This window comes from Streptomyces sp. NPDC093221 (genome assembly GCF_044753885.1).
Lineage (GTDB): Bacteria > Actinomycetota > Actinomycetes > Streptomycetales > Streptomycetaceae > Actinacidiphila.
The window spans coordinates 371,445-384,643 of the sequence record NZ_JBIVOA010000007.1 but is presented as its reverse complement, the minus strand read 5'-3'; the positions used below and the strand labels follow the sequence as shown (position 1 = coordinate 384,643).

The 13,199-nt window shown below is 73.0% G+C and carries 13 protein-coding genes; 3 read left to right on the top strand and 10 right to left on the bottom strand.

All coding sequences use genetic code 11. The features are described from left to right. Window positions 1-3 precede the first annotated feature (3 nt). From ACIQCJ_RS26440 to ACIQCJ_RS26410, 7 genes are all read right to left on the bottom strand, one after another. Entirely contained in the window at window positions 4-681 is a 678-nt protein-coding gene (locus tag ACIQCJ_RS26440; RefSeq protein ID WP_355343494.1) for a GntR family transcriptional regulator, read from the bottom strand. A gap of 329 nt (window positions 682-1,010) precedes the next feature. Beyond that, window positions 1,011-2,459: an aldehyde dehydrogenase (NADP(+)) gene (locus ACIQCJ_RS26435; RefSeq protein ID WP_402712717.1), complete on the bottom strand. Its 1,449-nt coding sequence runs from the start codon at window positions 2,457-2,459 to the stop codon at window positions 1,011-1,013. Window positions 2,460-2,534: 75 nt separating this feature from the next. Then, window positions 2,535-3,464, bottom strand: coding sequence for a dihydrodipicolinate synthase family protein (locus ACIQCJ_RS26430; RefSeq protein ID WP_355343503.1), 930 nt, complete (start codon window positions 3,462-3,464; stop codon window positions 2,535-2,537). A 10-nt stretch (window positions 3,465-3,474) separates the two neighbouring features. Next, complete coding sequence (locus tag ACIQCJ_RS26425; protein WP_402712716.1) at window positions 3,475-5,016, bottom strand: FAD-dependent oxidoreductase; 1,542 nt, start codon at window positions 5,014-5,016, stop codon at window positions 3,475-3,477. Beyond that, window positions 5,003-5,263, bottom strand: a complete 261-nt coding sequence (locus ACIQCJ_RS26420; protein WP_401314159.1) for a (2Fe-2S)-binding protein — start codon at window positions 5,261-5,263, stop codon at window positions 5,003-5,005. Before ACIQCJ_RS26420 ends, ACIQCJ_RS26425 begins: the two co-directional genes overlap by 14 nt. Next, entirely contained in the window at window positions 5,260-6,444 is a 1,185-nt protein-coding gene (locus ACIQCJ_RS26415) for an NAD(P)/FAD-dependent oxidoreductase (protein ID WP_402712715.1), read from the bottom strand. The genes ACIQCJ_RS26420 and ACIQCJ_RS26415 overlap by 4 nt, the downstream gene beginning before the upstream one ends. A gap of 43 nt (window positions 6,445-6,487) precedes the next feature. Continuing rightward, window positions 6,488-7,687 carry an MFS transporter gene (locus tag ACIQCJ_RS26410; protein ID WP_402712714.1) on the bottom strand — a complete coding sequence of 400 codons (1,200 nt, stop codon included), beginning with the start codon at window positions 7,685-7,687 and terminating at the stop codon, window positions 6,488-6,490. 56 nt (window positions 7,688-7,743) lie between these two features. On the opposite strand from ACIQCJ_RS26410, the gene ACIQCJ_RS26405 reads away from it, so the two are divergent. The 3 genes from ACIQCJ_RS26405 to ACIQCJ_RS26395 all read left to right on the top strand — a co-directional run bounded on the left by ACIQCJ_RS26405 (window position 7,744) and on the right by ACIQCJ_RS26395 (window position 9,709). Next, window positions 7,744-8,322 (top strand): CGNR zinc finger domain-containing protein, encoded by a 579-nt coding sequence (locus ACIQCJ_RS26405; protein WP_402712713.1) that lies wholly within the window; start codon window positions 7,744-7,746, stop codon window positions 8,320-8,322. A gap of 152 nt (window positions 8,323-8,474) precedes the next feature. Continuing rightward, window positions 8,475-8,885 (top strand): MazG nucleotide pyrophosphohydrolase domain-containing protein, encoded by a 411-nt coding sequence (locus tag ACIQCJ_RS26400; protein WP_402712712.1) that lies wholly within the window; start codon window positions 8,475-8,477, stop codon window positions 8,883-8,885. Window positions 8,886-8,908: 23 nt separating this feature from the next. Further along, window positions 8,909-9,709: an SAM-dependent methyltransferase gene (locus ACIQCJ_RS26395; protein ID WP_402712711.1), complete on the top strand. Its 801-nt coding sequence runs from the start codon at window positions 8,909-8,911 to the stop codon at window positions 9,707-9,709. Here the strand turns inward: ACIQCJ_RS26395 and ACIQCJ_RS26390 are convergent. The 3 genes from ACIQCJ_RS26390 to ACIQCJ_RS26380 all read right to left on the bottom strand — a co-directional run bounded on the left by ACIQCJ_RS26390 (window position 9,689) and on the right by ACIQCJ_RS26380 (window position 13,187). Then, on the bottom strand, window positions 9,689-10,867 hold the full coding sequence (locus ACIQCJ_RS26390; protein ID WP_402712710.1) for an isocitrate lyase/phosphoenolpyruvate mutase family protein: 1,179 nt from the start codon (window positions 10,865-10,867) through the stop codon (window positions 9,689-9,691). The two genes, ACIQCJ_RS26395 and ACIQCJ_RS26390, sit on opposite strands and share 21 nt — an antisense overlap. Before the next feature lie 188 nt (window positions 10,868-11,055). After that, window positions 11,056-11,973 (bottom strand): carbohydrate ABC transporter permease, encoded by a 918-nt coding sequence (locus ACIQCJ_RS26385; RefSeq protein ID WP_355343530.1) that lies wholly within the window; start codon window positions 11,971-11,973, stop codon window positions 11,056-11,058. Beyond that, window positions 11,970-13,187 (bottom strand): sugar ABC transporter permease, encoded by a 1,218-nt coding sequence (locus ACIQCJ_RS26380; RefSeq protein ID WP_355343533.1) that lies wholly within the window; start codon window positions 13,185-13,187, stop codon window positions 11,970-11,972. The genes ACIQCJ_RS26385 and ACIQCJ_RS26380 overlap by 4 nt, the downstream gene beginning before the upstream one ends. Between the last annotated feature and the right edge of the window lie 12 nt (window positions 13,188-13,199).

Genomic DNA, 13,199 nt, shown 5'->3' with positions numbered 1-13,199 from the left:
AAGTCAGGCTTCGGTGTGGCCGGACCACCAGCCGAGGACGTGGCCGATGTGGCGGACCATGAGGTCTTCGCACGCGTCGGCGGAGCCCGCTTCGAGGAGGTCGAGCATCTCCAGGTGCTCGCGGGCGGATGCCTGGAGTTCTTCGGTGGCGACCAGGTCGGCGAGGCCGGTGAGGCGGGTCTGGGCGCGGAGGTCGGCGACGATGTCGTGCAGGCGCGTGTTGCCGACGAGCTTGAGCAGGGTGAGGTGGAAGGTCGTGTCGGCCTGGAGGTAGCGGGCGAGGTCGCCGTCACGGGCGCCGCGCACGATCTCCTCGGCGAGGCCGCGCAGATGGGCCAGGTCGGTGGGGGTGAGCCGGCCCGACAGGCGGCGGACCGCCGGGGCTTCGAGCAGTTGGCGGACGTCAACGATCGCGCGCAGATCGTCCTCGCTCACGGCGGTGACGCGGAAGCCCTTGTTGCGCAGGATCTCGACCATGCCGCGCTTGGCGAGGTTGAGCATGGCCTCGCGGACCGGGGTGGCCGAGACGCCGAAGCGGGCGGCGAGGGTCGGCGCGGAGAACACCTCGCCCGCGGGCATCTGACCGGAGACGATGGCCGCGGCGATCGCCTCCTCGACCCGCTCGCGCAGGCTGGTCGAGGGGGTGAGCAGCCCCAGAGATGTGCTGTCCTCAATCGCCATGATCGTCCCCATCACCAGTCAACAGCCATTCCCTGTCAGTGCAATGGCACATCTTACCGATCGGTCAGGTCCCGCACGCGGCGTGTGTCGGGACGACCGTGTCGAATGCGGCGGCCGGAACGCCCCGGCCGTCGGGGCGTGGCCCGCGCACGGTGAGTCCGTCCAATCCGGCCGCTGCCGCGTCCTCGGCGGTAGGTGTCCCGGTCGTGGAACGGACGGGTCGCGTCGAGTGCCACCTGGGCGGTGCGCCGGATCTGCTTGCCCGGCGCCATGGCGGCGATCGACGTGTCCGGATTCCGGTTCCGCCCGGTGACCGCCGCCAGCCGCTGTCAGGCGGAGCGGTGTCCCCAGTTCTGCGACGCACCCGCCGCCGCGCGCCGCTGGGGAACCCGCCAGGGGTTGTCGTCGCGCAACGGCGCGGGCAGCAGCTCCGGCGGGCAGTCCTGGAAGACCACTGGGCGCAGGAAGCGCTGGATCGCGGCCGTGCCGACGGACGTCGTCGCCGGGGAGGTGGTGGCGGGAAATGGCCCCCCGTGCTGCATCGCGGGGGTCACCGCGACGCCGGTCGGCCAGCCGTCGAACAGCAGGCGGCCCACCCGTTCCCTCAGCACCGCGACAAGGCCGCGCAGCCACGCGTCGCTCTCCCCCGCGGCGCGATGCACCGTGGCGGTGAGCGCGCCGGGGAACAACTCCCCGACCGCCGCCACCAGGAGGTCGAGGCGGTCGGGGTCGTAGCGCACGACGACCGACAGGGGACCGAACGCCTCGTCGAGCAGTGTGGCGCGGTGCTTCAGCAGATCGCCGAGTCCGACCTCGACCAGGGTCGGTGCGGCCAGGCTCCGGCCGGATACCTCGACCTCCACCGATCCCTCGGCCAGTACGGACACGCCCGGGGTCGCGAGCACGGCGGCGCGGCGCGCGGCGTAGGCGGCGGCTATGCCCTCGTGCAGCAGCGGGTGGCCGGGCACCGCGCCCGCCGCCGAGCCGAGCGTGTCGGCGAGGCCGTGGCCGTCCGGAAGGAAGAGGAAGCCGGGTTTGGTGCAGAGCTGTCCCGCCGAGCCGGACACGCTGGCCACGAAGCCGGTCGCGAGGGTGTCGGCCCGCTCGGCCAGCGCGCCCGGTGTCACGACGACCGGGTTCACGCTGCCCAGTTCGCCGTAGAAGGGGATCGGGCGCTCACGTCCGGCGGCGATCGCGGCGAGCAGTCGGCCGACCTTGTAGGAGCCGGTGAACGCCGCCGCGGCGATCCGGTCGTCGTCGCGCAGCAGCCGCACGGCGGCGTCCTGGTCGTGGACCACGTCGAAGGTCTCCGCGGGCAGGCCGGCCGTGGCCACCGCGGCCCGCACCTTCTCGGCGGTCAGCGCCGACAGCCGCGGGTGGCCGGGGTGCGCCTTCAGGATCACCGGACAGCCGGCCGCCAGCGCGGAAGCCGTGTCGCCTCCGGCGACGGAGAACGCGAAGGGGAAGTTGCTCGCGGCGAACACCAGCACCGGCCCCACCGGCAGATTGAACCGCCGCAGGTCGGGACGGGGGCCCAGGACGAAGTCCGGGTCGGCCGCGTCGAGCCGCACGTCGAGGAACTCCCCCTCGGCGCACACGTCGGCGAACATCCGCAGTTGTACGACCGTGCGCTTCAGCTCTCCGGTCAGGCGTGCCTCGGCCAGTCCGGTCTCCGCCATGGCGAGCGGGATCAGCTCGTCGGCCGCGGACGACAGCGCGTCCGCGATCGCGTTGAGCAGCGCCGCGCGCTCGGCCGGGGAGGTCTCGGTCAGATCCATGCCGCCTCCTCGGACGGCGTGAGAGCCGCCGGGCACGGGCCGGCTGCCGGGCGCAGCCGTCGTCGCGCCCGCATGTCAGGCCGCTTCCGCGGACAGCGCTTCGATGCCGGAGATCGCGCGGTCCATCGCGGCGCGCACCTGCTTCTCGTGGTCAGGGGTGAGCGGTCCGCGCGGCGGGCGGCACGGGCCGCCGTATCGGCCGACCATGTCCATTCCCACCTTGATGGCCTGCACGAATTCCGTCCGCGAGTCCCAGCGGAAGACGGTGACCAGTTGCTTGTAGAGCTCCCGGGCCTGGTCGTACCGCCCGGCGACCATGTGCTCGTAGATCGCGACGGACTCGGCGGGGAAGGTGTTGGGGAAGCCCGCGAACCAGCCGACGGCGCCGTCGAGCATCAGCTCCAGGAGGACGTCGTCGGCGCCCGCGATGATGTCGATGTCGCAGAGTTCGCTGATCTCGAAGGCCCGCCGGACGTCGCCGCTGAACTCCTTGACCGCAACCACCCCGTCGATCTCGGCGAGTTCCGCGATCAGGGGCGGCAGGAGGTCGACCTTGGTGTCGACCGGGTTGTTGTAGATCATCGTCGGCAGGCCGACCCCGGCGATGTGCCGGTAGTGCTCGACCACCTGCTCGTCGCTGGCCCGGTAGAGGGTGGGCGGCAGGGCGAGTACGGCGTCCGCGCCGTCTGCCTTGGCCAGTTCGGCCCAGTGCTCGGCCTGGTGCCAGCCCGCGCCGTGCACACCGGCCAGTACGAGTCCGCGCCCGCCGACGGCCTCGACGGCCACCTGCACCACGCGGCGGCGCTCCTCGTCGGTGAGCGACGAGTACTCGCCGAGCGAGCCGTTCGGCCCGACGCCGCGGCAGCCGTTGCTGATCAGCCAGTCGCAGTGCTCCGCGTATCGCTCGTAGTCGACGGCGAGCCCTGCGGGGGCGGAGCTGTCCGGCTTGTAGGGCAGCGCCGTCGCGACGATGACGCCGCCGAGGTCGAAGTGCTCACTGGTCATGGTCTGCCTTTCATCGGTGGGGTGTTCTGAGGTGGGTCGGCGGGAGGGGGGTGGTGGTCGATGGGGCCGCCGCCGGCTGGACCGTGGCGATGTCGCCGAGCCGGACCGGTACGACGATCGGGCGCTGGGCCATACGTCCCTGGTCCAGCGGCGCGGTCGGCAGGAGGTCCTCGACGTTCCGGCCGCAGGTGCGGCCCTGGCACATGCCAAGACCCGCGCGGGAGCTGAGCTTGAGGGAACGCAGCCCGCAGCTCCCGGTGGCGGTGGCCGCGGCGCGCAACCGCTCCGCGGTCACGTCCTCGCAGCGGCACACGACGGTGCTGTCGTCGACCCATGACCGCCAGCCGGGCCGGATGCCGTGTGCGCGGTGCATGCGGTCGGCGAAGGCGCGGTGGCGGGTCACCTCAGCGGTGCCACCGGCCCGGCCCACAGCGGGCCGACCGGCCGCAGCCCGACCGGCCGCGGCTCGTCCCGCCGCCTCGCCCTCGGCGAGGGCCAGGTCCGCGCCGCCGATACCGGTGATCTCACCGGCCGCGTAGACACCGGGTACGGAGGTGCGCTGTTCGTCGTCCACGCGCACGCTTCCGTCGGCGGTGAGCGCGCAGCCCGCCGAGATGGCGATCTCGGTGCGCGGGACGAACCCGTGGCCGACGCACACCGCGTCGACCTCGATACGCCGCTCGGTGCCCTCGCGCGGTGTCCAGTCGTCGGTGATCCGGGCGACGGTGACGGCTGTCACCCGGTCGTCGCCGTGCGCGGCCACGACGGCCGCGCCGGTGCGGTAGGGGACGCGCCGTACGGCCAACGCGCCGGCGTATCCGCCGAGTTCGGCGGACTTGGACAGCACGTCCTTCGGCCGCATCTCGTACGGGCGGGGCAGCCAGCCGCGGGCGATCCGCCGCCAGGTGCTCGCCTCGACGACGCCGACCACGCTCGCGCCCACGTGGAGGAGGCCGGTGGCCACGGGAAGCAGGAACGGGCCGGTGCCCGCGACCAGGACTCGCCTGCCCACGGCGACGCCGTCGCCCTTGGCCATCGCCTGCGCGGCGCCCGCCGTGTAGACGCCCGGCAGGTCCCAGCCCGGGAACGGCAGCGTGCGCTCGTGCGCTCCGGTGGCGATCACCAGGGCGCGGGGTTCGAAGACCCGGCGGCGCCGGTCAGCGCCGTCGGCCGGGCCGACCAGCGTGTGGACGACCGGCGGCCCCGCGTCGCGGCGGTCCACCGCCCAGACCTGGGCGCCGGTGACGATCTCGCAGTCGGGGTCCCGCGTCAGCGCGGCGCGCAGCGCGGTGAAGCGGGACCACTTGTGCTGCGGCGCGTGGCTGTCCGGGGCGGAAGTCCCGGCCGCCGCGTGGCTGTCCTCATCGGAATTCCCGGTCGGCGCATGGCCTTCCGGGGCGGAATTCCCGGTCGCCGCGTGTCGCCAGAACTGGCCGCCCAGGACGGCCGACGCGTCGAGCAGGACGACCCGCGCCCCGCTGAGCCGGGCCGCCCGAGCCGCGGCGAGCCCTGCCGGTCCCGCTCCGATCACCAGCACGTCAACGCTCGACATCGCTCGCCCCCGTCTCGACGATGTCGCCGTCGGCCACCAGCCGTTGGCAGGCCCGCACGTCACCGAGGCCGTTCACCGTCACCAGGCAGTCGAAGCAGACGCCGATGCCGCAGAACAGGCCGCGGGGCCGACCGGTGCCGGCGGTGGTGCGCCAGGAGACCCGGCCCCGCGTCATCAGCAGTCCCGCGATGGTCTGTCCCTGCGGGGCGGACAGCCGTTCGCCGTCCAGCGTCACGGAGATCTTCATCCGGTGGTCTCCTCCTTCAGTCCCAGCGACGGTCGGGTCACGGCGTACGGGGCGGCCGGGATCTCGGGCTCCGCGCCGGTCATCAGCGCGCCGATCAGTTCCGCTGTGCCGGGCGCGAGCCCGATGCCCGCGCCCTCGTGTCCGGTCGCGTGCCACAGGCCGGGCAACCGGGGGTCGGGCCCGATGACCGGGAGGTGGTCGGGTATGAACGGCCGGAAGCCGCCGTACGCGCGCATGACCGGAACGTCGGCCAGAAAGGGGAAGAGCAGCATGGCTTTGGCGGCGAGTTCGCCGACCACCGCGGCCTCGATCCGCTCGTCGAATCCCCGGCGCTCGCGCGAGGAGCCGATGAGTACGGTCCCGGCCGCCGTCGACTCGACGACGCTGGACGTCTGGAGGGCCGCGTCCCCCGACTCGACGGCTCCGACATAATCCGCGTCGTACACCTTGTGCCGGACGCGGTGCGGCATGCGCGCGGTGACCAGGACGGTCCCGCGTCGGGGCAGCACCGGGAGGCGGACGCCGAGGCCGGCCGCGACCTCGGCGGACCAGGGTCCGGCGGCCACGACCGTGTGCTCGGCGGCGAAGCGCCCGGCCGTGGTCTCCACGCCGACGAGCCGTCCGCGGTCCACGACGCCGCCGAGAACGGTGACGCCCTGTCGTACCCGTGCGCCGTGCCGACGAGCAGAGGCGAGCAGCGCCTCCGTCGCGACGGCCGGTTGCACCTGGGCGTCGCCGGGATAGAAGACGGCCGCTTCGACGCGCGGCGTCAGGTCGGGTTCCAGCTCGGCGGCCTCCGCCGCCGTCACCGCACGGGCGTCCACGCCCGCCTTCCGCTGGGTGGACGCGAATGCCAGGAGCGCGTCCGCCCCCGCCCCCGTCGTCGCGACCACCAGGCCGCCCTTCGCCTCGAACTCGAGGTCGGGGAAGCCGGGCCCCAGCTCCTCCCCCAGTTCGGCGGCGAATTCGGTCCACAGGCGGCCGGACAGCACCGCGAGGTCGAGTTCGGCGCCGGGGCCCTTGTCGGAGACCAGGATGTTGCCCTCCCCGCTGGACGACGTCCCTCCGGCGGACGCGCCGCGGTCCAGGACGGTCACCCGGAATCCGCCCATGGCCAACTTCCTGGCCACGGCGGCCCCGATGATCCCGGCCCCCACGATGACGACGTCCGCACTCCGCATTTCTGTAGCATGTCACATGTCACGTGTCATTGATAGACGTGGCTCAGGGCGATACGCGCAGGCCACCGGACACGCGGCCCGACGCGGGGATGACGGAGAACGCCAGGGCGGCCAGCAGCGCCGTGATCGCGGCGAGGGTCAGCGAGCAGGAGAGGGACCGGCTCGCCAGGGGTCCGGCGGTGGCCGCCCCCAGGGCGAAGGCGGTGATCTTCAGACTGGCGCCCGTGGTGAAGATCTGGCCTCGCAGGTGCGCGGGGGCCTCGCGGTGGCGGACGGCGAACAGGGCGGCGAGTTGGGGGCCTTCGCCGATTCCCGCCAGGAGGAAGGCCGCGACGAGCGCGGCCGGGTGGCCCCCTACGGCCAGGGCCCAGGCGGCGGACTGGACGAGGGCTCCGGCCCAGATGATCGCGTCGGGCGCCGCCGCACGGGGAAAGCGCGCGAGCGCGGTGGTGGCCAGCAGTGCGGAGACCGCCGCGCAGGACAGCAGGAGGGCGCCGCGGCCGGCGCCGCCCAGGACCCGCTCGCCCAGGAGCGGGAGGCACGCGGTCACCATGCCTTGGGCGACGCAGGAGATCACCGAGGTGAGGGTCGCCCGGGCCAGCGCGGGTCGGCCGAGGATGACCCGGGTTCCGGCGGCGAGGTCGTGGAGCACCGACGTGGCCCGGACACCACGCGCCGGACCTGGGCGGCCGGGCAGCGTCCACGCGGCGGGCAGCGCCAGGGCGATGAGCGTGAGGGAGACGACCACGGCTGTCGAGGCGCCGAGCGCCACCGCCACACCGCCCGCGAGAGCCGGACCGGCCAGGCTCGCGGCGCTGAAGGTCATCGCGTCGAGGGCGTTCGCGCGGGGCAGGCGGTCGCCCGTTGCCACGCGCGGGAGTTGGGCCGTCCATCCGCCGGACAGGGCAGGTCCCAGCAGTCCGGTCGCCACGGCGATCACGATGGTGACGGGGAACGGCAGGCGGGCGAGCCCCGCGAGGATCACGCCGAGCCCGGTCGCGTAGAGGGCGAGGGCCCAGGCGAGCAGGCGCCCCGGTCGTACGGCTCGGTCGAGGAATGCGCCGAGCAGCGGCCCGCCGACCGCGGCGGAGACCGTGATGCCCGCGAGCAGCGAGGACGCGGCGGTGGTCGAACCGGCGAGGGCGAAGCCCGCCAGCATCAGGGCCGGTCCCGACATCTCGTCGCCGGTGCGGGCGGCGACCGCTCCGGTGAGATAACGGCGGAGCGTGTAACGGTTATTCATCTCCAGGACGTTACGCGGGTAACTTAAATATCGGCAAGATGCGTTACATTCGACGGATGTCCTCCCAAAGCGACGACTGGTCCACCCGGCACTCGGTGCTGGCCACCGCGCGGCGGACGGCCGCCCTGCTCAACGTCCTCGCCGACGAGCGCCCCGACCCGGCCGGGGTCGCCGACACGCTCCGCGCGTACGGCGAGGCGGAGCCGATCGACCTGACCACCGGCGACGTCGCGGCCATGCGCGCGGCCGCCGCCCTGCTGCGACCCGCCTTCGCCGCCGAGGACGCCGACGCCGCCGCGGCCGTCCTCAACCGCCTGCTCAAGGACCACACGGGACCGCTGCGCCTGTCCTCGCACGGCGACGGCACGCCGTGGCATCCGCACCTCGACCACGACGACGAAGCCCCCTGGGACGAATGGCTCCTCGCGTCGTCGTGCATGGCCCTGACCGTTCTCGTCTGGGACCGCCAGCGCCCGCCCGGCGGGATCTGCGCCTCCCCCAGTTGCCGGAACGTCTTCCTCGCGCAGGGCAGCGGTCCCGAACGCCGCTACTGCTCACGCCGATGCGCGACCCGCGAACGCGTCGCGGCCCATCGGCGCGCGCACGCCACCGGACAGTCGGGCGAGGTCACGTAGCGCGTCGCGGGCGCCGACCGGCGGACCGTCCGCGCGCTCCGGGGCGCGAGGACCGGGACCGGGCGGGCGGGCCGCGGTGGCGGTGGCGGTGGCGGTGGCGGTGGCGAACACCAACAGCCCGTGTCGACAACGCGGTTGGCTAGAGTCGGCGCATGAGCGCTTCCTCACCCGCCGACCTGGTCCGCGCGTTCCACCGCGCCTTCGGACTCGACGTCCGCGATACGCCGACGGAGGTGTCGCCCGCTCTCGCCGCGCATCGCGGGGAATTGCTCGCCGAGGAGGCGACGGAGGTCGCCGAGGTCTCGGTGACCGGTCCGCTGGACCATCTGGCGCACGAACTGGCCGACGTCGTCTACATCGCGTACGGCACGGCCCTGGTGCACGGGATCGACCTCGACGCGGTCATCGCCGAGATCCACCGGTCCAACATGACCAAGCTGGGCCCCGACGGACAGGTCTCGCGCCGGGCCGACGGCAAGGTGCTCAAGGGGGAGCACTACGAAGCCCCGGACGTGTCAGCGGTGCTGCGCCGCCAGGGCTGGGCGCCCGGCGGCGCGAGTTGAGGACTCCGGGAGAATCGCCGTCCATGGACGCCGACAGCGCGAGGCCGCACGCGGGACGCATGCTCGACTTCTACCTCGGCGGCACCCTGCACACCGCCGCCGACCGCGCCGCCGCACGGCGGATGCTGGACGTCAATCCGCATCTGATCACCAGCGCGCGCGTGAACCGGCGGTTCATCGACCGGTCGGTGCGGTATCTGGTCGGCTCCCGCGGGATCACGCAGTTCCTCGACCTGGGATCGGGCATCCCGACCCGTACGCCCGAATACCCGAATCTGCACGAGAGCGCGCAGGCCGTCGACCCCGCCTGCCGTGTCGTGTACGTCGACAACGACCCGGCCGTCCGCGCGTACGCGGCCGAACTGCTGACCAGCACACCGCAGGGCCGGGCCGTGTACGTGGAGGCCGATGTCACCGACGGCGCGGCGCTGTACGAGCGTCCGGAGATCGCCGGCGTCCTCGATCTCACTCGGCCCGTGGCGCTCGGCATGAACGCGCTGCTGCACTTCTTCGCGGACGACGCCCAGGCGCGCGGGCTGGTCGAAGCCTTCACCGGGCCGTTGGCGGCGGGCTCGCATCTCACCCTCACGCACATCACGCGCGACTGGGCGCCGGAGGTCATGGACGCCCTCGTCCGGCTGTACCGCGAGGACGTCACGGACGGCGGCGCCCGCTCGCGCGCCGAGATCGAAGCGCTCGTCGGCGGACTCGACGTCGTCTCCCCCGGTGTCGTCAATCCTGCCGACTGGCGCCCCGGCCCCGGCGACGCCCCCGTACCGGCCGAGCAGGTCAACCTCTACGCGCTACTCGCCCGGGTTCCCTAGCCGCTGGACCTCGGCGTACGAGGGGGCGGTGAGATCCGTCGGCCGCCCGTCCCGGACAGCCGTCGCGGTGGAGACCGCCGAGGCCAGGGCTCCTCGGTAGAGGAGGGAGCCGAGGCTGACCCTGCGTACGCCCATCGCGGCCAGTTCGGCGAGGGGCGGTCCGCTCGGCGCGTACAGGATGTTCAGCGGTACGACGAGGGACGACGTCAGGGCGGTGATCTCGTCCGGGTCCGACAGTCCGGGGACGAACACCCCGTCCGCACCGGCCTGTTCGTAGACCGCGAGGCGGGACGAGGTCGTGTCCTGCTCGCGGCCGAGCCAGTGGGTGTCGGTGCGTGCGTTCACGAACAGCGCCGGTACGGCGGATTTGACGGCGGTGATCTTCGCGGCGTGCAGGGCGACGGGGGCGAGCGTGCCGTCGGCGCGGCCGTCCTCGAGATTGATCCCGGCCGCGCCCGCCGCGTACAACCGCTCGGCCAGTGCGACGACTTCGGCCACGTCGTCGCTGAAGCCGCCCTCGGCGTCGACGGTGAACAGGAAGGAGCCGCGGCCGAGTCGGCGGGCCAGGGCCACGGTCGCGTCCGCGGTGGCGGCGGCGCCGTCCGGCAGGCCGAGGGCCGCGGCCACGCCCAGGCTGGAGGTGCCGATGGCGGGAAAGCCGTCCGCCGCCAGGGCGGCCGCGCTGGCGTAGTCCCAGGCGTTGGGCAGCAGCAGCGGGGCGGCCTGGTGGTGCAGGCGGGCGAAGGGGGTGAGCGGGCGCCGGAGCAGCCCTTCTGCCAGGGCGAGCGCGTGTCGCGATGACTCCTCCGCCACCGCGCCGGGCTCCGGCATCCCCAGGGCTTCGGCCAGGACACACACCACCCGCACTCGTGTCTCGCTGTCCGAACCTTCCGAGCCCTCCGAACCTTCCGAGCCCTCGGCGGCTGCCGCGTCCCGTAGCGTCACGGGTTCCAGCCGCGCGAGTTCCGCCTCGACCAGAGCGCGCCGTCGGCGGTGCGTCCGCCCGGAGCTGAAGCGGGCGACGGCGGACCGCAGCCACGCCACGCTCGCCCCGGCGGACCCGACGTCCCCGGCCGGCGGTTCCGGTACGAGCGCCGGATCGGCGAGCGCCGCCCGCACGTCCGCCCAGCGGTCGAACTCATGCGTCTGATGCCTCATGGCCCCGACGCTACGACCGGATCGTTTCGGCGCCGGCCGAAGCGTCCCCGCCGCGCCGCCGCACCCTCGGCGGCCCGACGCGGACGCCGGCACACCACACCCGGCGGGCGCCCTGTCAGGTGGGCGCCCGCCGGGGGGGCTGAGGGGCCCGGAGGCCGTGGGCGGGGTGCGGAGTGCGGGTCGGGAAGCTACTCCTTGACCGCGCCCGAGTTCGCGCTGCGGACGAAGTGCCGTTGGAAGACGAAGAACAGCAGCGCGACCGGGATCGTCGACAGCAGGGCCGCGGTGAGCTTCAGCGGATACTGCGTACCCGCGCTGAGGCCGCCGGAGACCAGGTGGGCCAGGCCCGTGGTGAGGGTCTCGTACTGCGGGGACTGGGTGGCGACGAGGAAGTGGGTGAACTCGTTCCAGGAGCCCTGGAACGACAGGATGGTCAGCGTGATCAGCGCGGGCTTGGCCATCGGCAGGACGACCGACCAGAAGGTGCGGAAGACGCCCGCGCCGTCGATCCGCGCCGCTTCCTCAACTTCCTTGGGCACCGACACGAAGAACTGCCGCATGATGAACACCCCGGCCGCGTCGACCAGCAGCGGCACGATCATTCCGGCGTAGCTGTCGAACATCCCGAGCTGGTTGAGCACCAGGAACTTCGGGATCAGCAGGACCACGCCGGGCACCGACATGATCGTCAGCAGCCCGTTGAACAGCAGGTTGCGGCCCCGGAAGTCCAGCCGGGCCAGGGCGTATCCGGCGAGCGAGTCGAAGAAGACGCGTCCGGCGGTGATGAAGACCGTGACCACGATCGAATTGGCCAGCCAGCGGGTGAACGGCACCGCGTCGCCGGTGCCGCCGAGGCCGAACAGGCGCCGGTAGGAGTCCAGCGAGAACGGGTTCGGCAGCAGCGACAGGGGATGGGCCGCCGCGTCCGGGTCCGTCTTGAGCGAGGTCGCGATCTGGACGAAGAACGGCAGGGCGTACAGCAGTCCCATGCCGATCAGCAGCCCGTACACCACGATCCGCAGCACCCGGCTGCCGGAGGACCGGCCGCCGGGACGGCCTTTCGCTGACCGGCCGGAGGAGCGTCGTTCCATCGTCCCGGCGCTCATGACGTCCTCCCTCGCACCAGCCGCGCCCGCAGTCGGCTGAATCGTGTGACCGCGTCGCGGTCGCGCAGCAGGACGCGCTGCACCAGCGTCATCACCAGGATGATCGCCAGCAGCAGGAAGGCGATGGCCGCCGCGCGCCCGTAGTCGGCGTCCTGGAATCCCGCGGTGTACGACAGGTAGGCGGGGGTGAGGGTCGTGTTGGCGGGTGCGCCCTGGCTCATGACGTACACCGCGTCGAAGACCTGCCAGGTGCCGATCAGTCCGAGGGTGACGACCAGGAAGAGCACCGGGCGCAGCGCGGGCAGCGTCACGTTGCGGAACGACTGCCAGCGGTTGGCGCCGTCGAGCAGCGCGGCCTCCTCCAGCTCCGCGGGTACGTCCTGGAGCGCGGCGAGGAAGATCAGCATGTACGTGCCCGAGCTGGTCCAGATCGCGAGGATGATGATGGTGCACATCGCGATGGAGGGCCCGGCCAGCCAGTCCCACCAGGACAGTCCGAGGAAGCCGTGCGCGGCGAGCGCGGGCACGGGCTTGTCCGGGTCGACGATGCCGAGGCCGCCGAGCACGGTCCACACCAGGCCGTGCGCGTCGGTGAACCACTTCGGTCCGGTGATGCCCACCCACTTCAGCAGCGCGTTGACCGCGCCGCTGCCCTGGAAGAGGAACAGGAACACCGTGGATATGGCGATCGAGCTGGTCACGGACGGGAAGTAGAAGACCGTGCGGAACAGGCTCTTGCCCTTGACGCGGCGGCTGTTGACCGCCACGGCCAGAGCCAGGGCCAGGGCCGTCTGGACGGGGACGACCAGCAGGACGTAGTACAGATTGTTGCGGATCGACGTCATGAAGAGCTGTCGGTCCTGACCCGGCCGGGTCAGCAGATCGGAGTAGTTGCGCACCCCGACGAAGTCGGCGGCGCCGCTGAAGGGGTTCGACTGCCCGTTCCAGTGCAGCAGGCTGACCCACAGCGCCATGCCGATGGGCAGGAGCAGGAAGAGGCCGAGCACGACCACCATCGGGCTGACGAACAGCCAGCCCCACAGGCCCTGATGCCCCTTGATCGCCCGGTCGCGGCGCCCGCCGCCGAAGCGGGGACCGCGGCGCGTACCGGCGCTCGCCGTCCCGCCGCCGCGGGCGCCCCGTGTGCCCGTGCCTCCCGGCGGGGCTCCCGGCCCCGCCGGTGCGGCGACGGCGCCGCTGCCGTGCTGGCTCATCTCTTTCTCCTC